General features: G+C 63.7%; 14 protein-coding genes and 2 pseudogenes. 10 read left to right on the plus strand and 6 right to left on the minus strand.

The annotated features are described in order from the left end of the window. The first annotated feature begins 71 nt into the window (after positions 1 to 71). Positions 72 to 581: a nitroreductase family protein gene (locus ACYQ00_RS10815; protein ID WP_460032128.1), complete on the plus strand. Its 510-nt coding sequence runs from the start codon at positions 72 to 74 to the stop codon at positions 579 to 581. A gap of 160 nt (positions 582 to 741) precedes the next feature. After that, complete coding sequence (locus ACYQ00_RS10820) at positions 742 to 1047, plus strand: flagellar biosynthesis anti-sigma factor FlgM (RefSeq protein ID WP_460032129.1); 306 nt, start codon at positions 742 to 744, stop codon at positions 1045 to 1047. Between the two features lie 4 nt (positions 1048 to 1051). Here ACYQ00_RS10820 and ACYQ00_RS10825 read toward each other — a convergent pair whose 3' ends face one another. Continuing rightward, a complete protein-coding gene (locus ACYQ00_RS10825) occupies positions 1052 to 1990 on the minus strand; it encodes a lytic transglycosylase domain-containing protein (RefSeq protein ID WP_460032130.1) in 939 nt (312 codons plus the stop codon). Positions 1991 to 2182: 192 nt separating this feature from the next. Here ACYQ00_RS10825 and ACYQ00_RS10830 point away from each other — a divergent pair, with 192 nt between their 5' ends. From ACYQ00_RS10830 to ACYQ00_RS10850, 5 genes are all read left to right on the plus strand, one after another. Continuing rightward, positions 2183 to 7738 (plus strand): alpha-2-macroglobulin family protein, encoded by a 5556-nt coding sequence (locus ACYQ00_RS10830; RefSeq protein ID WP_460032131.1) that lies wholly within the window; start codon positions 2183 to 2185, stop codon positions 7736 to 7738. Further along, entirely contained in the window at positions 7698 to 10103 is a 2406-nt protein-coding gene (pbpC, locus tag ACYQ00_RS10835) for a penicillin-binding protein 1C (protein ID WP_460032132.1), read from the plus strand. Before ACYQ00_RS10830 ends, pbpC begins: the two co-directional genes overlap by 41 nt. A gap of 163 nt (positions 10104 to 10266) precedes the next feature. Then, the gene (locus ACYQ00_RS10840) at positions 10267 to 11775 is read left to right on the plus strand and encodes a catalase (protein ID WP_460032133.1); all 1509 of its coding nucleotides are present in this window, start codon (positions 10267 to 10269) and stop codon (positions 11773 to 11775) included. 128 nt (positions 11776 to 11903) lie between these two features. Continuing rightward, entirely contained in the window at positions 11904 to 12446 is a 543-nt protein-coding gene (locus ACYQ00_RS10845) for a ferritin-like domain-containing protein (protein ID WP_460032134.1), read from the plus strand. A gap of 262 nt (positions 12447 to 12708) precedes the next feature. Next, positions 12709 to 14367: a sensor histidine kinase gene (locus tag ACYQ00_RS10850; RefSeq protein ID WP_460032135.1), complete on the plus strand. Its 1659-nt coding sequence runs from the start codon at positions 12709 to 12711 to the stop codon at positions 14365 to 14367. Positions 14368 to 14495: 128 nt separating this feature from the next. Here ACYQ00_RS10850 and ACYQ00_RS10855 read toward each other — a convergent pair whose 3' ends face one another. The 5 genes and pseudogenes from ACYQ00_RS10855 to ACYQ00_RS10875 all read right to left on the minus strand — a co-directional run bounded on the left by ACYQ00_RS10855 (position 14496) and on the right by ACYQ00_RS10875 (position 20280). After that, positions 14496 to 16223, minus strand: a complete 1728-nt coding sequence (locus tag ACYQ00_RS10855) for a GspE/PulE family protein (RefSeq protein WP_460032136.1) — start codon at positions 16221 to 16223, stop codon at positions 14496 to 14498. 60 nt (positions 16224 to 16283) lie between these two features. Beyond that, a pseudogene (locus ACYQ00_RS10860) lies at positions 16284 to 16796 on the minus strand (response regulator transcription factor); the annotation flags it as partial. Then, positions 16779 to 17279 (minus strand): annotated as a pseudogene (locus tag ACYQ00_RS10865) (tetratricopeptide repeat protein); the annotation flags it as partial. The pseudogenes ACYQ00_RS10860 and ACYQ00_RS10865, both read right to left, overlap by 18 nt. A 38-nt stretch (positions 17280 to 17317) precedes the next feature. After that, a complete protein-coding gene (locus tag ACYQ00_RS10870) occupies positions 17318 to 18184 on the minus strand; it encodes a GAF domain-containing protein (RefSeq protein ID WP_460032137.1) in 867 nt (288 codons plus the stop codon). 8 nt (positions 18185 to 18192) lie between these two features. Beyond that, entirely contained in the window at positions 18193 to 20280 is a 2088-nt protein-coding gene (locus ACYQ00_RS10875) for an ATP-binding protein (protein ID WP_460032138.1), read from the minus strand. A 252-nt stretch (positions 20281 to 20532) separates the two neighbouring features. Between ACYQ00_RS10875 and argF the strand changes: the two genes are divergently transcribed. Genes argF through argH form a run of 3 tightly spaced genes read left to right on the plus strand, consistent with a single transcriptional unit; the run spans position 20533 to position 24086 of the window. Then, the gene (gene argF, locus ACYQ00_RS10880; protein WP_460032139.1) at positions 20533 to 21438 is read left to right on the plus strand and encodes an ornithine carbamoyltransferase; all 906 of its coding nucleotides are present in this window, start codon (positions 20533 to 20535) and stop codon (positions 21436 to 21438) included. Positions 21439 to 21450: 12 nt separating this feature from the next. Beyond that, positions 21451 to 22662 carry an argininosuccinate synthase gene (locus ACYQ00_RS10885; RefSeq protein WP_460032140.1) on the plus strand — a complete coding sequence of 404 codons (1212 nt, stop codon included), beginning with the start codon at positions 21451 to 21453 and terminating at the stop codon, positions 22660 to 22662. A gap of 11 nt (positions 22663 to 22673) precedes the next feature. Then, on the plus strand, positions 22674 to 24086 hold the full coding sequence (argH, locus tag ACYQ00_RS10890; protein ID WP_460032515.1) for an argininosuccinate lyase: 1413 nt from the start codon (positions 22674 to 22676) through the stop codon (positions 24084 to 24086). The last annotated feature ends 130 nt before the right edge of the window (positions 24087 to 24216 follow it).

A 24216-nucleotide genomic window follows, 5' to 3' on the forward strand; every position in this document is an offset into this window, starting at 1 on the left:
ATACCCAGGCTGAACAAGGCGTGTCAACACGATACCTGGTTGACAACAGATCATCAGCAAGGAGGGATCCCATGGACTGCCTGACAGCCATCCACGCCCGGCGCAGCATCCGGGATTTTTCGGACGAACCTGTGACCGAGACGCAGCTGGAAACCCTGCTCCGGGCGGCCATGGCCGCGCCTTCTGCCGGCAATGCCCAGCCCTGGGCCTTTGTGGTGGTCCGCGATGCGGCCCGACGCCAGGCTGTGGCCGAGGTGCATCCTTATGCCAAAATGGCGCCCAAGGCTCCCCTGGGCATTCTGGTGTGCGGAGACACAAGCCGGGAGAAATACCCTGGCTTCTGGCCGCAGGATTGCGCGGCGGCGGTGCAGAACCTGCTGCTGGCCGTCACGGCCCTGGGCTTGGGGGCAGTCTGGACCGGGGTGTACCCTGTGGCGGAACGTGAGGCGGATTTTCGAAAATTGTTCAATTTGCCTAGTCATTTGACGCCGTTTTGCTACATCCCGGTCGGGCATCCCAGGGAACACAAGGCACCGGCAGACCGCTTTGACGAATCCAAAGTTCATCTTGAGAGTTTGTAAAATTTAGTCAACGCGTGGTGGGGGTTGTTTGAGCAAAGCGCAGTGAGGTCACAGGCTTGTGCAACCGAACCCTAATAATCGTTCGCCTTGCGGTCGATATGTGGAGCAATGCGGTAACAGGCTTCACACGATGTGGGGCCTATTCGTCAGGGTGCGGCACATGGATGTGAAAAAGCTCATCTCCGGCGGGGAAGTCTCTCGTGAAGAGACGGCCTCGCCCGGCAAGCGCGACAGCAAGGTGCGCCGGGAGCAACGCGGAAGCAAAGATCGCGTCTCCCTGAGTGCCCGGCATTTGTCGCCCGAAGAAGCCGCCGAGCTGGCTGCATCCCAGGCTGCGGAACAGACCGCCAGGGCCAAAAAAGTGCAGCAACTTCGGGAAGCCGTACGCAGTGGTGCCTACAGCCCGGACATCCGGGAAGTGGCCCGCAACCTGCTCTTCAGCGATTTCAAACCCCTCGAAGACTGATTCCTTACGACCGGCCTGACCTGCCCGCCCTGGCGCCCAAGGCCTCGGGCTTTCGGGGCGTTGCCAGTGGTGGCAGATCCTTGAGATGCGCCATGCGGGCCAGGATGCGGGTGACGTAATCCCGCGTTTCCTGGAAGGGTGGGATGCCACCGTATTTTTCCACATTCTGCGGCCCGGCGTTGTAGGCGGCCAGGGCCAGGGCCGTCTCCTTGAAGGCGTTGAGCATCCAGCGCAGGTAGGTCGCGCCAGCCCGAATATTGGCGTCGGCGTCAAAGGGGCTGGCCAGGCCCAGGAGCTTCTGGGTATCCGGCATGATCTGCATGATGCCCTCCGCGCCTTTTGGCGAGACAGCCGAGGCCGAGAATCCACTTTCCTGTTCGATGACGCAATATACCAGCAGCGGATCCAACCGGTTGGCGGTGGCGTGGCGGGCGATGGCCGCGAGCAGGGTTTTGGAGGCCTGCGGGTGCGGGTAGGGGCGGGTGGCGGCCCATCGGGCCAGCTGCTCCGGGCTCCAGCCACTGGCGTCTTCAAACGGGCCGGCGGCGGGCGGCGGGGGCAGGTTGGTGAAGCCGGTCAGGGGGCCTTGCGGGGCGACGATGGCCTCGTTTTCCCGCAGCCGGCGGACAAGCTCTTCATGAGAGGGGCGATCCGCCGCTTTGGGGGAGGCAGGCGGCGCCTCCGCTCCGGTAGTCATTTTCCCGCCGCGGCGGGGCGGCGGCTTGTCGATGCTCCCTTCATACAGCGGCTTGTAGCGCTCGTCCTTTTTGGTTTTGGAAAGATGCAGCATGCCGAGGGGATCTTCATAGCCGTACACGGTATAGGCGTGGGCCGGCCCGATCCATCCCGGCATGAGCGAGACAACGCCCCCCAGGGCCAGCAGCAAAGCCGCCAGACCCGGATGGATTGTAAAATGAAGGGAAAATCGGAGAGTGCGGAGCATGCCGTCACTGTAAGGGAGAATGCAGACGAGTCAAGCCGGGACGGGCATTGACGAAGGAGGATGGAGGTCTCTTCATCTGCGCGAAGAGTCGGTGTAGTTATTTTTACGGATTGTTTTTATCCACTGCTCCGTGTATGGAAAAAAGCTAGAAATACTATCACTCCGCTGCACCGATTTTAAAGGAGCGCGTCCATGGGCCGGTTTCGCCACATCGAGGGCTTGCAAGATTTGACCAGTTTCCCTGCGCGTCTCATCCGCACGATGTGGCAGGCGGCAGGCTTCATGGCGCTGCTGGCCTGTCTGGCCGTGGCAGCGCCGGCGCAGGAGGCCATGGCGGCGGAAGGCGGCAAGGCCGACGCCGGGGTGCGCATTGCGGCCATGACCATGGACGGACAGGAGCGCAGCTTTGTGCTCATCGCCTTCGACCAGCCCGTGGCCCAGGGGCGGGTAGGTAAGATTACAGGCGGCGCGCCGGCGGTGCTGGACCCGCGCATCGACGGCAACTGGTCCTGGATCAGCCCGTTTGTGCTGCGGTTTGACGCCACCACCCCCCTCAAACAGTACGCTCGCTACAAAATCACCTTCAATCAGGCCCGCCTGCTGCCCAAGGGCAAGCAGCTCGCCGATGGCGATGTGGCCTACCTGAAGACCGGGACCTTCACGGTCCGGCGCATGGACATTAACCAGGAAGCGGACTTCAAAGACCCCACCAAGGTCATGCTGCGCGGGACCCTGGAACTCTCGGTCAGCGTGGAGCCCAAGGAACTGCTCAAGGCCCTGAGCCTCAAGGACGGCACCGGCAAGAGCTATGACGTGGCCCTGCAGACCACCTGGCGCTCCAGTTACATGAACTTCACCGCAGGCCCCTTCCCGAAAACCGCGGCCGGCGTCACCTACGCCTTCACCCTGGGCAAAGGGCTCAAACAGGCGGATGGGGATCTTGAACTGGAATCCCCGGTTGTCCGCAATGTGCTCGTGCAGCTGAATCCCAAACTGACCATCCGGGATGCCCAGGCCGAAAGCCGGCCCGGACAGGGGGTGGTGACCATTGCCTTCTCTTCCCCGATGGATCAGGCCGCCGTGCGCGAGGCCCTGCGCATTGAGCCCAATGTGGCCCATTCCGTGGTCGTGAATGGGAACGAGGTGCTCCTGAACGGCAAATTCGCCCCTGGCGAAAGCTATACCATCACCCTGGCCAAGGGCCTCAAGGCCCTGGATGGCGCCAGGCTCCAGGCCATGGAAACCGTCGAGGCCGACATGCCGGACCTCGAACCTGCCCTGGGCTTTTCCGGCAAAGGAATTTTCCTCTCCAAAGCTGGGTACAAGACCCTGGCCCTGACCTCGGTGAACACCGAATCCGCCACCCTCAAGGTGGATCGCGTGTACCGCAACAACCTCTTCCTGCTGCTGAATCAGTATTCCGACGGTACCCTGCTGGAAGACGAAAACTACGGTGGCGAAGTCTACGATTACCTGGGCGACCGGCTCCTGACCAAGGACCTGGAGTTGCCCATGGAGATGAACAAAGAGGCCGTGACCCCCCTGGCCCTGGAGACTCTTCTGCCAGCCGGGGAAAAGGGCCTCTTCCGCGTGTCGGCCGGACTGCCAGAACAGTACAGCGCCGCCCAGCGCTGGGTCCTGCTGACGGATATCGGTCTGGTGGCCAAGCTGGGGGTGGACGAGCTGGTGGTCAGCGCGGCGTCTGTCCAGAATCTGGAGGCCCTCGCCGGCGTTAAGCTGACGCTGCTCAGCTATCAGAATCAGGTCCTGGCCACGGGGGAAACAAACGATCAGGGCCTCTGGGAAGTGGCGCTGGACAAAAATACCCTCGAAAAGCAGCGCCCCTACCTGATATTGGCCGAAAAGGATGATGATTTCTCCTTTCTGCTCTTCGACCAGTTCCGCATCGACCAGACCGGCCAGGATGTGGGCGGCTTGCGTGTGGCCCAGGCCGGCTACACCGCCTACCTGTATGGCGAGCGCGACCTCTACCGCCCTGGCGAGACGGCCCATGGCGTGGTCCTGCTGCGCGATGCCGGGCTGGCCATCCCGGCGCCCATGCCCGTGAAGCTCATCTTCAAGGATCCCCGCGGCCAGGAGCTGGCCAGCCAGGTGGTCAAAAGCAACGAGCAGGGCGTGGCCACCTTTGATCTGGACATCCCGCCCTTTGCCCTCACTGGACGGTATCTGGCGGAATGCCAGGTGGCGGACAAGGTGATCGGCGAATATCGCTATCAGGTGGAGGAATTCCTGCCTGACCGCATCAAGGTCGATATCCAGGCCCCGGAGGACGAACCCAAGGCCGGCCAGCCTCTGCGCTTCACTGTGGACAGCCGCTTCTTCTTTGGCCCCCCCGCTTCGGGGCTGCCCATGGAGGCCGTGGTCCGGCTCAAGCCTGCCTCCTTTTCCAGCAAGGTCTTCCCCGGCTATCTCTTTGCCAATCCGGATCTGAAATTCGCGGACCAGGAGATCTTTGACAAGGAAGCCACCCTGGACGACGAAGGCCGCATTGCCATGGAAACGGTCATTCCCGATGGCGTCCGGCCGCCCGCGGCCCTGCAGGCCGAAATAACCGCCCGGGTGCGCGAGCGTGGCGGGCGCGGCGTGGCGGCCCGCATCGTCCGCACCGTGCATGCCTATCCGAGGTATGTGGGCGTGAAGCAGCTGGGCCGCACCGGCGTGACCCCCGGCGAGCCCATGACCTTTGACTATGTGCTGGTCACGCCGGACGGCCAGCTCACCAGCGCCCCGGCCTCCCTCAAGGCCGTGATCTGGAAGGACCAGTGGCAGACCGTGCTGCGCAAGACCCCTTCGGGCAGCTTCCGCTACGAATCCGAGCGCCAGAGCGTGGCGTTGGAGGAAATGACCCTGGCCGCCGCAGGCCAGGGCAACTTCACCTGGACCCCGCCGTCCTTTGGCAGCTACCGGGTGGAAATCAAGGACGAGCAGGGCGGGGCCGCCACCCAGGCCAGCTTCTACGCCGGCGGCTGGGGCTATTCGCCCTGGGCCGTGGAGAATCCGGCCTCCCTGGAGCTGGTGCCGGACAAGGCCGAGTACAAGCCAGGCGAGACAGCCACCATCCAGGTTCGCGCCCCCTTCTCGGGCCGGCTGCTCGTCACCGTGGAAAAGGACCGCGTGTTTGATCTGCAGCTCCATGCCATGGCCGGCAACACGGCCACGGTAACCTTCCCGGTTACGGAAGCCTATTCGCCCAACGTGTATGTGAGCGCCATCGTCGTTCGCAAGGCCGGGGATATTGAGCCCGGCATGGTTGGCCGGGCTGCGGGCTGGATTCCCCTGAACGTGGACCGCGAGGCCAACAAGCCGGCCGTGACGGTGACCGTACCCGCGGAAATGCGGCCCGAAGGGGCGCTGACCATTGAGGCCAGGACGGATCCCGGCGCAGTGGTGACCCTGGCGGCCGTGGACGAGGGCATTCTGCAGCTGATCAACCAGAAAACGCCCAATCCCTTTGCCCACTTCTACGCCAAACGCGCCCTGGAGCTGGAATCCTACGACACCTTTGCCATGCTTCTGCCTGAGGTGAACCCGGCGGAAGGCCGCTCCCCGGCTGGTGGTGACGACGGGCGCATCGGCCAGTTTGTCCGCGCGGAGTCCCTGCGCCGGGTCAAGCCCGTGCGCTTCTGGTCCGGACTCCTGACGGCCGATCAGCAAGGCAAGGTCAGCTGGACCATCGACGTGCCGGACTTCAACGGCGCCCTGCGGGTCATGGCCGTGGTTTCCAATGGCAAGCGCTTCGGCGCGGCCCAGGAGGAGGTCAAGGTCCGCGCGCCGGTCATCGTTTCGGCCACCTTCCCGCGCTTCCTGAGTTTTGGGGAAGAAATCAACATCCCGGTCTCCGTGCGCAATGATCTTGGCCAGGAGGCGTCCTTCCAGGTCGGGCTGGACGTGACCGGCCCGGCGGCGGCCAAGGGCGGCAACCAGACCGTCACCGTGCCCCAGGGTCGGGAATCCCTGGTGTACTTCACCCTGACCACCGGGGAGGCCGAGGGCATTGTTGGCGCCACGGCCATGGCCGAAGCCCAAAACGGCACTGAAACGGTGGCGGGCAAGGATGCGGTGGAGTTCATGGTCCGCGCGCCCCTGCCAGCCAGGACCATCGCCCAGGCAGGCACGCTGGAAGGCGGCTCTCTTCAGCTGGCCATCCCCGAAAGCGCCGGGTTCATCAACGGCACCGTGGCCCGCGAGGTGCATGTCAGCCGCTTCCCGCTCCTGCGTTATTCGGGCAGTTTGAAGGAATTGTTGCACTATCCGTACGGCTGCATGGAGCAGACCGTCTCTCAGGCCTTCCCGCTCCTGTACTTTGGGGATATGGCCGCCGCGCTGGAGCCCGAGCTGTTCAAGGGCCGCACGGCCCAGGCCATGGTCCAGAGCGCCATCCGCCGGGTGCAGACCATGCAGACCCCGGAAGGCGGCTTTGCCATGTGGCCCGGCAGCCGTGAGACCTGGCCCTGGGCCACGGTGCAGGGCACGCACTTCCTGGTGGAAGCCAAGACCGCCGGCTTCAAGGTCGGCGAGGCCATGCTCAACAAGGCCCTGGACGCCCTGGCCGAAATGCTGCATGAGCATGAGGACACCTCCCCCGCCGGACTGAAAACCCTGGCCTATGCCGCCTTTGTGCTGGCCAAGGCCGGCAAGACCGATCGCGGTTCCATGGACTACCTGCAGGAAGAAGAGGGCGAGCGTCTGGGCCCCGATGCCGCGGCGCTTCTCGGTGCGGCCTTTGCCCTGGCCGGCAATGCCAATGCCCTGGAACATCTCCTTGAAAACAAATGGGAAGTGCCGGATGTCCGGCGCAGCACCGGCGGGGCGCTGGATTCCCCCATCGGCAACCTGGCCATGCGGGTGCTGGTGCTGAACGAGGCCCTGCCCGGTGACCGTCGCGTGGCCGAGCTGGCCCGCCACCTCATCCGCTTCATGGATAACTCCCGCTACCGCACCACCCAGGAGAACAGCTTCGCCTTCCTGGCCCTGGGCAGCTACTTCCGTACCCAGCAGGCCAAGGGGCCTTTCACTGGCGCGGTGTATCTGGGGGATGAGAAGATTGCCTCCTTCAGCGACACCCAGCCCCTGGACCTGACCGGCGATCAGGCCATTCGAGATGACCGTCCCCTGACCCTGCGGCTGGATGCGGCGGACAACGCGACCGGAAACGTCTTCTACACGGTCTTCACCCGCGGGCTGCCCACGGCGGCCTCCCACAAACCCATGGCGGAAGGCCTGGAGATTGCCCGCGAGTTCCTGACCCGGGACGGCAAGCCTGCGAACATGCAGGCCCTCAAGCAGGGAGAACTGCTGGTGATGCGGACCAAGGTCCGCTCCAGCGTGGGACCGGTGGACAACGTGGCCGTCTCCACACTCCTGCCAGCCGGGCTGGAGGTGGAGAATCCCCGCCTGGAAACCACGGACCGCCTGCCCTGGGTGTCCAATGCCACCATGCCCGGCCATCAGGATATCCGGGATGATCGCGTCGTCAGTTTCGTGAACCTGCCTTCCAAAAATCAGGTCACCTTTTACTCCCTGTTGCGGGCCGTCACGCCCGGCACCTTCCTCATCCCGCCGGCCCAGGCCGAGGCCATGTACGACCCGGGCCTGATCGCCTCGGGCCCGCTTGCCTCCGCAGTGGTGGGAGTGGACCAGGGCGATGGCAAGACTGTGAAGAAGAAAAAGGCGGAAGAGGCGCCACATGATGAAACGGCACATGCGGTGGCTGCCATGGTTCAGTAGCGCCCGGAGTACCGGTGGCGCATGGCGGCTGCGGCACTGGCTGGGGGCAGGGCTCCTGGCCATTGCCCTGCCGGCGGCGCTGTTCCTGGCTCTGGACCTCCTGTTCCCCTTCCCCTGGGACGCCCTGCATCCCCAGCCGGCCGTGACGGTGATGGACCGTCACGGCCGGCCGTTGCGCGTGTTCCTGCCTCCCGACGGCCGCCGGCGGCAGCCTGTGTCCCTGGCCGAGGTATCGTCCACCTTTCGGGAAGTGCTGGTCACTTCTGAGGATCGGCATTTTTATCGCCATCCCGGCGTGAATCCTCTGGCCATCCTGCGTGCGGCCATCATGAACCTGCGTGCCGGCCGCGTCATTTCCGGCGGCTCCACCATCACCATGCAGCTGGCCCGGCTCTGTGAACCACGGGAGCGGACCTTCGGCGCCAAGGTCATCGAAGCCTTCCGCGCTCTGCAGCTGGAGCTTCGGCTTTCCAAGGACGAAATTCTCGAAGACTACATTAACATGACCCCTTACGGCGGCAACGTCGTGGGCGTGGCCGCGGCGGCGGAAAGCTATTTTGGCAAGGATCAGCAATACTTGTCCCTGGGTGAGGCCGCGCTGCTCACGGTGCTGCCTCGTGCACCGCAGGGGTATGACCCGGTCAGGAATCCCCGCGCCGCCCGCCGGGCCCGGGACAGGCTGCTGGCCGTGCTGGAACGCCGCGGACTGATCAGCCCGGACCAACGCAGTCAGGCCACTGCGCAGCAGCTGCCGGAATCCATCACCTCCCTGCCACGTCTGGCGCCGCACCTGACCGAGCTGGCCCGCAGCCTGGCCTCCCAGCGCCTGGACGCGGACGACCCCGGCCGGGTGGTGGTCCGCACCACCATCGACCGCTCCCTGCAGACTGCCGTGGAAGGCCGCCTGCGGGACAACGCCGAGTGGATCCGCCGCCAGCACCTGGAAAACGCGGCCGTGGTGGTCATCGAAAATGAAACACGCACCGTGCGCGCCATGGCCGGTTCCATCGAATACCTGGATTTTGAGCATCACGGCTTCATCAACGGCTGTCTCATCTCGCGGTCGCCCGGCTCGGCACTCAAGCCCTTCCTGTACGCCCTGGCCATGGACATGGGGCTGATAGTCCCGAAGTCGTATTTGCTGGATATTCCGACGGATATATCCGGCTACTCAGTCAAGAATTACGATGGGACTTTCCAGGGGCTGGTTACTGTGGAGGACGCCCTGGCCCAGTCCCGCAACGTGCCGGCCGTGCGGCTTCTGGCCCAGGTGGCCCCGCCGATGTTCCTGGATCTGCTTAGACAGGCCGGCATCTCCACATTGAGCAAGAACCCGTATGAATATGGCCTGCCCCTGGCCCTGGGGGCCTGCGAGGTGACCCTGCTGGATCTGACCAACGCCTACGCCACCCTGGGTGCGCTGGGGAGCTACCGGACGCCGGCGCTGCTGGCGGCGGACGAGGCCCAGCGGCCGCCGGCGGAGCAGATCCTCTCGCGGGAAGCCAGCTGGCTGACCCTGGACATGCTCACCCGCGTGGAGCGCACCGACCTGCCGCGCAGCTGGCAACAGGCCAAGGACGCCGCGGCCGTGGCCTGGAAGACCGGCACCAGTTTCGGGCATCGTGATGCCTGGGCCGTGGGCGTGACGGCCGGGCATACCGTTGGCGTCTGGGTGGGAAATCTGGATGGCCGGGCGGAAATGGGCATCTCCGGCGCCACGCACGCCGGTCCCTTGCTGTTCGATATCATCCGTGTGGTGGAAGGGGCCGGCAGTTCCCTGGCCCGGCCGCCGGATCTGGCTATCAGCCCGGTCACCGTCTGCGCCGGGGATCGCCTGCTTCCGGGCGCCATCTGCCCCGAGCGGATGGAGGTGCTGGGCATTGAGGGCCGGACGCACCTGCCACGCAGCGAGCTGTACCGGCGGATTTTTGTGCACCCGGACACGGGCGAGCGCGTGGAGGGCGATTGTCTGCTGCGTTTGCCGCACCAGTCGCGTCTGGTGAAGTCCTATTCCCTGGAGTTCGCCACCTGGCTGCGGACGCAGGGGGTGAGTGTCGATCCCATGCCGCCCATGCATCCGGACTGCACCACGGCAGATAGCGGCGACGGCCCGCAGGTTGTCTCCCCCGATCCGCGAACCCCATACCGCCTGCGCCGCGATGCGCCGGCGGAATTCCAGCGCATCGCCCTCAAGGCCTTCACCGAATCCGGGGTTCGCGAACTGTTCTGGTACCAGGACGGCGTGCTCAAAGGGTCCGGCGCTCCAGACTCGCGGCTGTTTCTCCCCCTGGAGCAGGGGCGCCACACCCTGGTGGTGGTGGATGACCGAGGCCGCAGCACGCAGTTGGAATATCGCGTGGAATAACGGTGTGTTAGTTTTTTTATTCTACAGGGAGACTTTTTTCTTGCAATGGAGAATGGTTTTCCATAAAGAATTAAAACTATCACGTGATTCTAGTCCAGGGCCCCGTCACCATCACCATCCAGCACCCTGCCCGGTGTATCCGCTGCAGTAACAGGAGCATGCCATGGCGAACGAGAAGAAGACCCTGACCACGGCCTTTGGCCAGCCTGTCGGCGATGATCTGAACAGCATGACCGCCGGCTCCCGTGGCCCCGTCCTCATGCAGGACGTGCATCTATTGGAAAAACTTGGTCATTTTGACCGCGAACGCATTCCCGAACGGGTGGTGCACGCCAAGGGCGCCGGCGCATACGGCTACTTTGAGTGCACTGCGGATGTTTCCAAATACACCAAGGCCAAATTTCTGACCAAGGGTAAAAAGACCGATGTCTTTGCCCGCTTTTCCACTGTGGGCGGGGAGAAGGGATCGGCCGATGCCGAGCGCGATCCTCGCGGGTTTGCCGTGAAGTTTTACACGGAAGAAGGCAACTACGACATGGTGGGCAACAACACCCCCGTGTTCTTCATCCGCGATCCGCTCAAGTTCCCGGACTTCATCCACACCCAGAAGCGCAACCCCGTGACCAACCTCAAGGATCCGGACATGTTCTGGGACTTCCTCTCCCTGACGCCGGAGTCCATTCATCAGGTCACGGTCCTGTTCTCGGACCGCGGCACCCCGGCCACGTACCGGAACATGAACGGCTACTCCAGTCACACGTATCTCTGGTACAACGCCCAGGGTGAGAAGTACTGGGTGCAGTACCATTTCAAGACCGACCAGGGCATCAAAAACCTGACCCGGCAGGAGGCCGCCGCGCTGCGCAGCTCGGACCCGGACCACGCCACCCGCGACCTGTATGACGCCATCGCACGCGGCGAATACCCCTCCTGGACCCTGGAAATGCAGATCATGGGCTATGAGGAAGGCCTGAAATACCGCTACGATATCATGGACATCACCAAGGTCTGGCCCCATGCCGATGTGCCACCCATCGTGGTCGGCAAGCTGGTCCTCAACCGTAACCCGCAGAACTACTTTGCCGAAGTGGAGCAGGCCGCCTTCAACCCCAGCAACTTCGTCCCCGGCATTGCCCCCTCCCCGGACAAGATGCTCCAGGGCCGGCTCTTTTCCTACCATGATACCCACATTCACCGCCTGGGCACAAACTATCACCTCATTCCCGTCAACTCGCCCAAGCACCGCCCCGAAGCCAGCAACCAGCGCGACGGCGCCATGCGCACGGACAACGGCGGCGGCAGCGGCCCCAACTACTGGCCCAACAGCTTTGGCGGCCCGGATCCGGATCCGGAGGCCATGCAACCCTCCTTCCCGGTGGAAGGGCTGGCGGCCTCGCAGCCGTATCCGCACCCCAACGACGATTTTGAACAGGCCGGCGTGCTGTATTCCAAGGTCATGACCGACGAGGACCGCGAACACCTGGTGGGCAACATCGTGGAGCACCTTGGCGGGGCCCAGCGGCGCATCCAGCTTCGCCAGTGCGCCATTTTCTACAAGGCGCATCCCGAATACGGCACCCGCGTGGCCCAGGGGCTGGGCCTGCCGGTGGAGGAAGTGGCGCGCCTGGCCGCCATGCCCAAGGAAGAACGGGCCAAATCAACCGCCGCATGATGTCTGGCACACGGCTTGACGTGCGGCACAAAGCGATTACAGTACGTTGCATATGACCATTCTCCGGACAGGCGCGGAAAGCAGTCTGCGCCTGTCTGGAATACCCTGGAACATACTGGAGGAGAAACATGGATACTGCTTTGAGCAAGGAACAGCGTCGGGAGAAAGTCATCGAAGTTCTGAACAAGGCCCGCAGCATGGAGTTGCATGCCATTACCCAATACATGAACCAGCATTACGCCCTGGATTCCATGGACTACGGTGAGCTGGCCCGCGACATGAAGCTCATCGCCATCGATGAAATGCGCCATGCCGAGCAGTTTGCCGAGCGCATCAAGGAACTGGGCGGCGAGCCGACCACCGAACTGGCCGACGTGGTCACCAAGGGCCAGGATGTCCGCGTGATTTTCCCCTTCGATGCCGGCCTGGAAGACAACACCATCGACGTGTACAACCAGTTCCTGGAAACCAGCCGGGCCATGGGCGACAACATCACCGTGAAGCTGTTCGAAGCCATCATTGACGAAGAACAGACCCACTTCAACCATTTTGATAATGTCGGCAACCACATCGCCAATCTGGGCGACGTGTACCTCTCCAAGATTGCCGGCACCTCCGCCTCCACCGGCGCCTCCACCAAGGGCTTTGTGCTCCAGGGCCAGGCAGGATAGCGCACCTGCTGCGGCCGCGCCTTCTGGAGGAAGTGCGGGAGAAGCGAACAAGAGCGGCCGCTGCGGCCGCTCTTATTTTGAGCGGAGCAATCCTGGGCCTCCCAGAATAATCCCGGAGGATTGCGTGCATGTTGGGAGAACAAGTTGAGCCCGCATCGGCATTGCCACTTGGAAAAATTGGTAAGGTATTGTATTACGAAAAGAGTTGTCACGAATACAGACAGTGCAAGTATGCGCAAGGGCAGAGTAGGGATATATCTGTATGTCTAAGCCGGACATTAATCGTTTCTTACACGACAAATTCCTCCGCGTTTCCGTATTGCCGGCCCTGGTGCTGGTCCTGATCTGGGTGGCGCATGACCTTACCTCGGATCATTCCCTGGTAGATCTGTCCAGTGCGCACGGGCTGTTTCTGGTCCTGCTGGCACTTTGCCTCTCACTGGCTGTTCCATATGTGCTGATGCGTTCCGCATTGGCTCGTGTGAAAAGCGATGTGGCCGGACTCTCCCGCCTGTTTGGAAGCCAGCTGGACGAGGCCGGGGCCGAGACCGCCCGCCAGCGCATGCACTGCCAGGATACCGCCGATATTGCCGCCAGCGCGATACGGATGCACCGCGAGAGCCGGCAGGCCACCCAGGCCCTGCAGCAAAGCGAGGAGCGCTTCCGTCTGGCCATGGAAGCCAGCCAGGACGGCTTGTGGGACTGGAATGTCGCCAGTGGCGAGGTCTACTTCAGTCCCGGGTATGCTGCCATGCTCGGCTTCAGCCCCGAAGAGGCGGCCAGTGCGGATCTCTGGCCCGGCAGGGTGCATCCGGACGACAAGGACGCCGTGCTGGCCGTGAATATGGACTGCATTGAAAACAGGGTGGATCATTTCAAGGTGCAGTTCCGCATGCTGACAAAAGAAGGTGAGTGGCGCTGGGTGATGGGCCGCGGCCGCGCCGTGACCCGGGATGCCGCAGGCCGCGCCACCCGCATGATCGGCACGCATTCTGACATTACGGATCGCAAGCGCGCGGAAGAAGCCTGCTCCTATGCCCGCGAGGAGCTGGAGGCCCTGGTGATTGACCGCACCCGGGAGCTGGCGCGGAAAGCCCTGGAGCTGGAACGGGCCAACCAGGAGCTGCGCGCCATGGATGAGCTCAAGTCCGGCCTCATGAGTGTGGTGTCCCACGAGCTGCGCACCCCCCTGACCTCCATATACGGCTTCGTCAGGCTCATCCGGCGAGATTTCTCAACCCGCTTCGACTCCTGCTGCCAGGGTGATCTGGAATTGCTCAAGCGTTGCAACAGGATTCGCGGCAACCTGGACATTATTGAAACCGAAGGACGCAGGCTGGGGAGAATCATCAATGATTTTCTGGATCTGTCCAAGATAGAATCCGGTCGGATTGCCTGGAACGACGGGCCGGTGGATGTCTCCTCGCTGCTGCATCGCGCAGCACGGCTGGTGCAACCAGCGTTTGAATCCAGACAGACAGTTCGCTTGCAGGTGGAGGCCTTGGCCCAGCAGCTCACGCTCTGTGTGGATGAGGACCGGCTGGTGCAGGTGCTTGTCAATCTGCTGGACAACGCCTGCAAATACACAGACCGCGGTGAGGTTCGCCTTGCCGCGCGCCAGGATGATGCCATGGTGGTCCTGACTGTGGCCGATACCGGCTGCGGCATTGCAAACGCAGAGCTGGAGCAGATTTTTGAAAAGTTCTACCAAAGCCCCCTGCATGCTTCGGGTGGCGAGGTGACCAGGGGCACCGGCCTGGGGCTGGCCATCTGCCGCCAGATTGTGGAGCATTACCAGGGCCGGATCTGGGCGGAGTCGGAGCCCGATCTGGGAACCGTCTTTCACGTGGCGCTGCCCCTCCATGCCTCGGCGTGCATGACGGCTGCGCAGCTGCCGGAAGCGACGGTTTCCTCTGGTTAAGCTAAAGGCTCAAGCGAAGCCCGCCATGATGCGGTGTGGCGCGAATGGCCCCGGAATTCCAGAAGTGCGGACCGTGCACGCCTGTCGCCGTCTTGCGTCTGCAGGAAGGCAAGGGGTGCGGCGCAGCGCTAATAGGCCACGCCCACGAACTCCTCGAAGCTGGTCAGCCCGGTCAGCACTTTTTCCGCAGCGTCCATCTTGAGGGTGCGCAGGGTGCCGGCAGCCACGCAGGCTTCCTTGATCTCGTAACTGGAGGCCTTGCGCAGGATGTGGTCCTGCACCAGGGAGTCCACCTGCAGCACCTCATACACGCCAAGCCGGCCGCGGAAGCCGGCGTTATCGCATTTCCAGCACCCCGCGCCCTTGAAGAAGTGCAGCACGTCGCCATTGGTGAGGGCGCAGAGGTGGCGGGCCTGCTCGGGCGGGGCCACAAAGGGCTCCAGGCAGTCCGGGCAGAGCCGCCGCACCAGCCGCTGGGCCACCACAGCCTGCAGGCAGGAACTGACGAGAAAGGGGTCGATGCCCATCTCGAACAGCCGGGTCAGCGCGCCGGGAGCGTCGTTGGTGTGCAGGGTGGAGATGACCTTGTGGCCGGTCATGGAGCTTTTGATGGCGATTTCCGCAGTCTCGTTGTCCCGGATTTCGCCGACCATGATCACGTCCGGATCCTGGCGCAGGATGGAGCGCAGGCCCGAGGCGAAGGTCATGCCGGCCTTGGTGTTCAGCTGAATCTGGGTGATGTCCTCCACCCGGGATTCCACGGGATCTTCCAGGGTGATGATGTTGATGCCCGGCCGCTTGATGCGCCGCAGCACGGCATAGAGCAGGGTGGTCTTGCCGCTGCCCGTGGGGCCGGTGGCCAGAATGATGCCGTGGGGTTTGAGGATGGCGTCTTCCAGGGCCTCGCGGGCCACGTCGGCCATGCCCAGGTCATCCAGTTCCAGGCCGCCCTGGTGTTGTTCGTGCAGGCGCATGACGATTTTTTCGCCGTAGATCGTCGGGATGGTCGAGGTGCGCACGCCGATTTCACGGCCCTGCACGGTGAAGGTGAAGCGACCGTCCTGCGGAATACGGCTGACGGAGATGTCCAGACTGGAAAGGAGCTTGAGCCGGGAGACCAGGGGCAGGAAAAACTTGGATTTGGGCGCGGGCACGTCCACCAGCTGGCCGTCGATGCGCAGCTTGAGGACGATGCGGTCCTGCTCCTTGGAAAGGTGAATGTCCGAGGCCTTCTTGGTGTGGGCCTGGACGAGGATGGCGTTGACCATCTTCACCACCGGCGCATCCTCGGCCATGGAGGTCAGGGAGTCGGCAGAAAAGGCGGCCATGGCGTCGTGGGCATCGCCGGTGCGGGAGGCCTCGCCTTCCACATCCAGATCTTCAATGTCGAACTGCATGGCGCTGGGCTGGGCCAGCTCGGCACCGTATTGCAGGCGGGCCAGGGCGGCCAGCTCGCGTTCGGTACAGATGGCCGGCTCCACATCCAGGCCGGTGGCGCGGACCACCTCATCCACGGCGTGCAGGTCTGTGGGGTCGCGCATGGCCACCCAGAGTATGCCCCCGCGGCGCTCCAGGGGGACGAGTCCGTGTCGGGTGGCCAGCTCCACCGGCACCCGGGCAGCCGCGGCCCGATCCGGCCGGAAGGAGGCTTCTGCATACCGGGTCACGCGCAGTTGCCGGGCCAGCACGTCCACGAGCTGCCCTTCCTTGACCAGTCCTTTTTGCAGCAAGAGCTGGCCGAGCTTGAGCTTGGAGCGTTCCTGCTCGACCAGGGCGCGGTCCAGGGTGGCTTTATCGAGACAGCCGGAGGCCAGGAGCAGTTCGCCCACGCGCTGGCGTTTACGAGAAGTATTCATACGGCAGAGTCCTTGAAAAACTCAGACAGAGGCCGGCAGGCCCAGGAACCGCCGGGCAATGGCCAGCACTTCCATGGGGCTGAAGGGTTTGGTCATGTACAAATCCGCCCCCACGGCCTCGCCCTTGATCTTGTCCACTTCCTGCCCCTTGGCCGAGAGCATGACGATGTGCATGCCGCGCAGATCCCGTTCCGCACGAATGCGTTCGCAGACCTGATAGCCATTCATGCGGGGCATCATCACATCCAGAAACACCAGCGAGGGCCGCTCGCGGCGGATGGTTTCCAGCCCTTCCTGCCCATCCCTGGCAAAGTAGATGCGCACCTCGTCCTCTTCCAGCACCTCCAGGGCTTCTTCCATGAGCATGCGGATGTGCGGCTCGTCATCCACCACCACCAGGGCAAAGGCGAGATCCGGAGGCGTTTCCTGCTCGGCGGCCAGTTCCTCGGCCGTGAGGGCAAAATCGTCGGGTTCAAGGACCACCTCATCCACAGCGTCGAGCATGTCCTGGTCACCCAGGGCGCTCCAGGGTTCGCCGGTGATGCGCTGGTACAGGGCCTCGGCGCGTTCCATGCATCTGCCCTGAAACAGCAGGGCCTCCACCAGGGAGGAGGCCTCGTGCTCCCGGCCCAGGTGGAGCAGGGCTTCGGCGTGGCCCAGGTCGCATTCCGGATCTTCGGGGGCAACCCTGCCGGCCTGTTCGAACAGTGCCACGGCGCGCTCCCAGCGCCGGGCGCGGGATGCCGCCTGGGCGGCCAGGAGAAACAGGTTCGGCGCGGCCGGGTAGATAGTCCGGATGGAGTCGAACAGCCGGACAGCCGGGTCCAGGCGGTCCAGGCGGATGTAATGCGCCGCGGCCTTGATGAGAAAGGCCACGGTCTGGGGCACGTCGCCCTGGGCGTAATGGCACATGGCCACGCCCCGGCAGGCGTCCGGATACAGCCCCTGGCGGGCGATGGCATCCTGAAACATGACGATGGCCGCATCATACTGGCGGGCCTTGAGCCGGGCCTTGCCAGCCAGAAACGACCGCGCGGCGTCCGCCCGGACGAGCATCTGGCCCGGCTGCCGGGGCGTCGTGGTGGCGGGGGCGCTCACGCGTCCTCCCCGGGATCATTGGTCCCGTCGGAGAGTGCCTGTTCCAGCGCCTGGGCCACGGCCAGCAGCCCCTGTCTGGACTGCTCCTGCCGGCGGCGCAGGCGGCGGTTTTCCATGACGGCGGCCACCTGAAAGCTCAGGGTGGACAGCAGGGACAGCTGCTCCGTGGTGTAGAGTCGCGGCGTGCACGACCCCACATGCACCAGGCCGAACACCTCGCCGGCGCACCGCAGGGGGACGCAGAGCATGGAGCTGAGGGCCGTGGCCCCGCCCGCGCGGGAATCCGTGGCCAGCTCGTTAATGATTTCCGCCCGGCCCGACTGACGCACCGCCGCATGGATGCCGGCCACCTCCCGGCAGACCGTCTCCAGAAAAGCGGTGTCCGGCAGGGGATGCAGCAGGCGGGGGGATTCACCGGTCCAGCAGAGGAGCACCCCGACATGGTCGCAGGGAATGGCGCCGCGAATGGCGCGGACCAGCTCCGCCGCGGCATCCTCCCCCTGCAGGGAGGCGGCGCGGGCGGCCATGTCGTACAGCAGGGTCAGTTCGTTGTACCGGCACAGGGTGTCGTGGGCCAGGGTACGCTTTTCCAGGTCCAGCATGCCCAGGGTGGCCACCAGCCGGCCGAGAATGGGCGCGTTCTCGTCCCCTTGTTCGTGCAGGACGTAGCCGGCAACATCGCCATCCACTTCAATGGGCTGGCGTTCCGTCAGGGGAGCGGCGCCTGGAGCGGGCGCCATCAGCACCGGCTTGCCCTGCGCATCCTGAATGCACAGGGGCAGGCCCAGCCGGGTGGCCAGGTCTTCCAGCAGGGACGCCACCCGGCGTTGCCCGAGCAGGCGTTTGAGTTTGATCTTGCTCATGCCATTGCTCATGCCGGCATCCCGTTGACTGCGGGCGAACGTGCAGCCCCACCCCCTTCAGGGGCCTTGTTGGACTCCCCGATGAGGATGAAATAGATGCCCTCCAGCTTCTTGCCAAAACGCAGGGTCCGCACCAGGTCGTGCCGCCGGGCAAAGAGGGCGTTGACGATGACAATGACCGGCCGTTCCTCCACTGCCAGACGGACACAGGCCTCCAGATCCATGGCTTCCAGCACCGTGCACCCCTGGCCGGAGAGCACCTGGGTGAAAGCCTGGACCTTGGCCGGACTTTCGTCCACCACCATGACTTTCTTGTTGGACGGCCGGGCGGCCACCAGTTCCGAGACTTCCTGCAAAAACACCTTTTGCATCACAGGCTTGGTGAAGTATCGGTCCACGCCGATCTTGTAGCCTTCCTCCATGTTGCCTTCCACGGAATGGATGACGATGGGGATGTGGGCCAGGGCGGGATCCTTTTTCATGGTCGCCGCCACGTCCAGACCGGTCATGTGCGGCATCTGCACATCCAGGATGGTCAGGGCCGGCCGCTTGGTGCGCAGCACCTCCAGGGCCTGCAGCCCGTCCGCCGCCTCGATGACCTGGTAGTCGTTCTCCTCCAGCAGCTGGCGCAAGTACTCGCGGATGCTTTCGTCATCGTCCACCACCAGAATCAGCCGGTCCTCACTTTGCTGGGCGCTGCCATCGGCCGCGCCCTGGCGGATGTGATCGTGAATGCGCTTGAGGACGTGATCCAGGTTGTATTTCTTGATTTTCGGCTTGTCCCGGCCTTCCAGGGGCAGGGTGAAGGAGAAGGTGGAACCTTTGCCTTGTTCGGATTCCACCCAGATGGTCCCGCCGTGGTGCTCCACAATCTGTTTGCAGATGGTCAGGCCCAGGCCGGTGCCGGTGGGCTTGTCGGTCAGGGTATCGCCCACTTGCTTGAACTTTTCGAAGACCTTGTCCCGGTCCTCGGGGCTGATGCCCATACCCGTATCCTGCACGTCCACACGGATCTGCCCCCGATCCATGGCGGCGCGCAGGCGGACGTGGCCGGCGTCGGTGAACTTCACGGCGTTGGAGAGCAGGTTGATGACCACCTGCACCAGCCGGTCCGGATCGCCGAGGATCTCCGGCAGATCGCGGCTCACTTCCAGACGCAGCTCCAGGTGCTTTCTGTTGAAGAGCGCCATGGTGGCATCCGCGGCCTGCTGGCAGATGTCCGGCACAATCACAGGCTGGCTCTTCCACTCGATCTTGCCGGCCTCCATCTTGGCAATGTCCAGCACGTCATTAATCAACGCGGTCAGCCGCTTGGATTCCTTGTGGATGATGGCCACGTTGCGGCTGACGGTGTTGATGGCCCGCTGGGCCTTCTTGTCTTCGGCATCGATCTTGGGAAAGATGATCTCCTCCAGCTTGAGCTGGACCATCTCCGCAAAGCCGAGCACGCTGGTCAGCGGGGTACGCAGCTCATGCGAGACGGTGGAGAGGAAGTCCGTCTTCATCTTGTCCACTTCCTGCAGCCGGTCGTAAGCCCTGGCCAGCTGCTGGTGCATGTATTCCGTGTCTTTTTTGGACTTGAGCAGAGCCTTTTCGGCCTTTTGCCGGTCGTCCACTTCCTTTTTGAGCTGATTGGTCATCTGCATCAGCTCCATGGTCCGCTTGTTCTGCATGGCGGCCAGGGTGAGCAGCATTTCCTGCACCGAAACGATGCCCGTGAGCAGTTCGCCCTCGGTGACGATGATGTGGTCGTAAATCTTGATCTTGTCCCGGCTCATGGCCATGCCGGCCACCATTTCCACAGGGCGCTCGCCGTCGATGATCAACGGCTCGGGATCCATGACATAGGAAACGGGTTTTTTATGGTATAAGGCCACGCCGTATTGCTGGGACAAGGCGCGGTCCAGATGCAGGCTCATCACCAGCCCCACGGGCCGGCGGTCCGTGGCCACCACCAGGCAGCTGATGGGCTCGTCATCCAGGCGGGCTTTCACATCGCGGATGGGCAGGTCGGGTGGCACCACTGTGGCCGGCTCGACCAGTTCGCGGATGGGAATGGAGGTCTTGCTTTTGGCTCCGGGACGGGTCTCTTGCATGAACATGGCTCCCAAAATGCGAGATGACGCGGGCGCGCAGCGCCTCACAGCCGCAACCTATACGAAGCCTTGGTGAACATCCTGTGACAAACCCCAAGTCCAGACCACAGAGCACGGGATTTTCCAGCAGCCCGAATCACACGGTCTGCCGGCAAATCTGCAGGGCAGAGGGCTCGCGCCTCTTTACAGCACCGAGTCTTTGTTTGTAATGAATATCTTTTCACCACCGCAGAACCTTGAGGCAGGACGAGCATGACCAAGCACTACCTCTCCATGCTGGACATGGATCCTGAAACCGCCATGGCCGTGCTTGATCGCGCCCTGGAAATGAAACGCACCAGATTCCGCGGCACCAGCATGCAGGGCATGGTCGCGGCGCTGCTGTTCGAAAAGGCCTCCACCCGCACCAGGCTTTCCTTTGAGGTGGCCGTGCGCCAGCTGGGCGGGCAGGGGCTCTTTCTCACGTCCAAGGATACCCAGCTCGGCCGCGATGAGCCCATCAAGGACTTTGCCCGCGTGGTTTCCCGCTATGTGGACTGCCTGATTGTGCGCACCTATTCCCAGCAGGTGCTTGACGAACTGGTGGCCTTTGCCTCCATTCCCGTGGTCAACGCCCTCTCGGACCAGTTCCACCCCTGCCAGACCCTCACCGACATCCTGACCATCTATGAACGCCGTCAGGATCTGCAGAACCTGGTCATCTCCTGGGTGGGCGACGGCAACAACATGGCCAACTCCTGGCTCAACGCCGCGGCGCTCTTTCCCTTCACCCTCAAGATGGCCACTCCGCGCGGTTTCGAGCCCTCGGCCGATGTCCTGGCCCGGGCCCAGAGCCTGGGGGCCAAGGTGGAAGTGGGGCACGATCCCGTGGCGGCCGTCCAGGGGGCGCACTTCATCAATACCGACGTCTGGGTCTCCATGGGCCAGAACGACCCCGACGGCTCCAAGCGCGCGGCCTTCGAGCCGTTCCAGGTCAACGAGGCGCTGATGGCCCACGCCGCGTCCGGGGCCATGTTCATGCACTGCCTGCCCGCCCATCGCGGCGAGGAAGTGACCGAGAACATTTTTGAAAGCAAGAGTTCCATTGTCTGGGATCAGGCCGAAAACCGGCTGCACACCCAAAAAGCCATCCTTGAGTGGATCTTCACTCAAGCGTAGGACGCTTCCGCCATGTCTACCATCAAGAAAGTCGTGCTCGCCTACTCTGGCGGGCTGGATACGTCCATCATCCTCAAATGGCTCACCATCCAGTACAACTGCGAGGTCGTTACCTGTACCGCGGACCTGGGGCAGGAGGAAGAGCTGGACGGTCTGGAGGCCAAGGCCCTCTCCACCGGCGCCTCCAAGGCCTATGTGGATGATCTGCAAGAAGAATTTGCCCGCGATTTCGTCTTCCCCATGCTGCGTTCCGGCGCGGTGTACGAAGGCCGCTACCTCCTGGGCACCTCCATTGCCCGGCCCTGCATCGCCAAGCGGCTGGTGGAAATCGCCCAGGCCGAAGGCGCCCAGGCCATTGCCCACGGCGCCACCGGCAAGGGCAACGACCAGGTCCGCTTTGAGCTGACGGCCATGGCCCTCGCGCCACAGCTGCAGGTCATCGCCCCCTGGCGCGAGTGGACCATGCAGTCGCGCACGGAGCTGCTCGCCTTTGCCCAGGAGCACGGCATCCCCATGGGCGCCAGCAAGGCCTCCCTCTATTCCATCGACCGCAACCTCCTGCACTGCTCCTTTGAGGGCGGCGAGCTGGAGGACCCCTGGAACGAGCCCGGCCCGCTCTCCCATTGCACCACCACCCCCATCGAACAGACCCCCGATGCGCCGGAAGTGGTGGAAATCGACTTCGAAAAGGGCGATGCCGTGGCCCTGAACGGCGTGCGCCTGACCCCGGCCGCCCTGATGAAGCAGCTGAACACCATCGCCGGAAAGCACGGCGTAGGCCGCATCAACATGGTGGAAAACCGCTTTGTGGGCATGAAGAGCCGCGGCGTGTACGAAACTCCCGCCGGCACCGTGCTGCATCTGGCCCGCCGAGATCTGGAAGGCCTGACCATGGACCGCGAGGTGATGCACCTGCGCGACTCCCTGGTCCAGCGCTACGCCGAATGCGTGTACTACGGCTTCTGGTACGCCCCCGAGCGTGAGGCGCTGCAGGCCCTGATGGACAAGGCCGCGGAAACCGTCACCGGCACCGTGCGGCTCTCCCTCTTCAAGGGCCATGTGCAGGCGTTGGGCCGCAAGTCCCCGTTCTCCTTGTACGATGCCAATCTGGCCACCTTTGAGAAGGATACGGTCTATAATCAGGCCGACGCCACCGGCTTCATCCGTCTGCAGGGCCTGCGCCTGAAGGCCTGGAAAAAGCAACGCGAGGCAGGCAGCAAGTGAGCGACCCCATGATGCGCGGACAGGCGAGCGGACAGGGGAGCGGCCAGGCAGGCAAGCTGTGGGGCGGCCGCTTTGAGGGTGAAAGCCTGAAGACCGTGGAAGCCTTCACGGAATCCGTCTCCTTTGATCAGGCCCTGGCCTTTCACGACATCCGCGGCTCCCAGGCCCATGCCCGCATGCTGGCCAAACAGGGCGTGATTTCCGCCGAAGACGCCGAGAAGATCGTGGCCGGTCTGGCCCAGATTCGCGGCGAGATCGAACGCGGCGAGTTCGTCTGGCGCGTGGAGCGTGAAGATGTTCACATGAATATCGAAGCCCGCCTGACCGAACTGGTGGGCGATGCCGGCAAGCGTCTGCACACCGGCCGCTCCCGCAACGATCAGGTGGCCCTGGATTTCCGGCTCTTTGTGGACGAGCGGCTGGCGGACTGGAGCCGAGGGCTCAAGGCCGTCATCCGGGCCTTTCTGCATCAGGCCCGGCAGCATGTGGAAACACTGGTTCCCGGCTGCACGCACTTCCAGCCGGCCCAGCCCGTGACCCTGGCCCAGCACCTCCTGGCCTATGCCTGGATGTTCTCCCGGGATCTGGAGCGCGTGGCCGACTGCCGCAAGCGTGTGCAGATCTCCCCCCTGGGCGCCGGAGCCCTGGCCGGGACCACCTACCCCCTGGACCCCCTGGCCGTGGCTAAGGACCTGGGCTGGGAACGGGCCTTTGCCAACTCCATGGACGCCGTTTCGGACCGGGATTTCGTGCTGGAGGCGCTGTTCACCGGCAGCGTGATCATGGCGCATCTCTCCCGGCTTTCGGAGGAAATCATCCTCTGGGCCGCGCCGCAGTTCGGCTTTGTGGCCCTGCCGGACGCCTACGCCACAGGCTCGTCCATCATGCCGCAGAAGAAAAACCCCGACGTGGCCGAACTGACCCGCGGCAAAACCGGCCGCGTCTACGGCGACCTGATGAGCCTGCTGACCACGGTCAAGGGCCTGCCCATGACCTACAACCGGGATCTGCAGGAAGACAAGGAACCCTTTATCGATTGTGACCGCACCGTGACCATGAGCCTGACCATGGCCGCCGGCATGGTCACGGCCCTGGAGTACAAGCCAGGCCCCATGACCGCGGCGTTGAAGAAGGGTTTTCTCAACGCCACAGAGCTGGCCGACTATCTCGTGACCAAGGGCCTGCCCTTCCGCGACGCCCACGAAGTGACGGGCAAGCTGGTCAGGATGGCCGAAGTGCGCGGCGTGGGCCTGGAAGATCTGCCCCTGGCCGAGATGCAGCTGCAGTCCGACCTGATCGAGGAAGACGTCTATCCCGTGCTGGACTGCCGCGCTGCCGTGGAGCGCCGCAAGATTCCCGGCGGCCCCGGCCGGGCCAGCGTGCTGGGCCAGATACAGGCCCTGGCCGCGTTGGCCGAGGAGTAGGGTAGGGAATACACATCACAAAATGCGCATCGTGAGAGGAAGGGACTTCGGTCCCTTCCTTTTTTTGAGCCCTTCTCCAGGCGCCTGCAAGACCATCCTGCTCCCGGCATTCAGAGCATTGCGGATTCAA

It is taken from the genome of Megalodesulfovibrio paquesii (assembly GCF_054653055.1).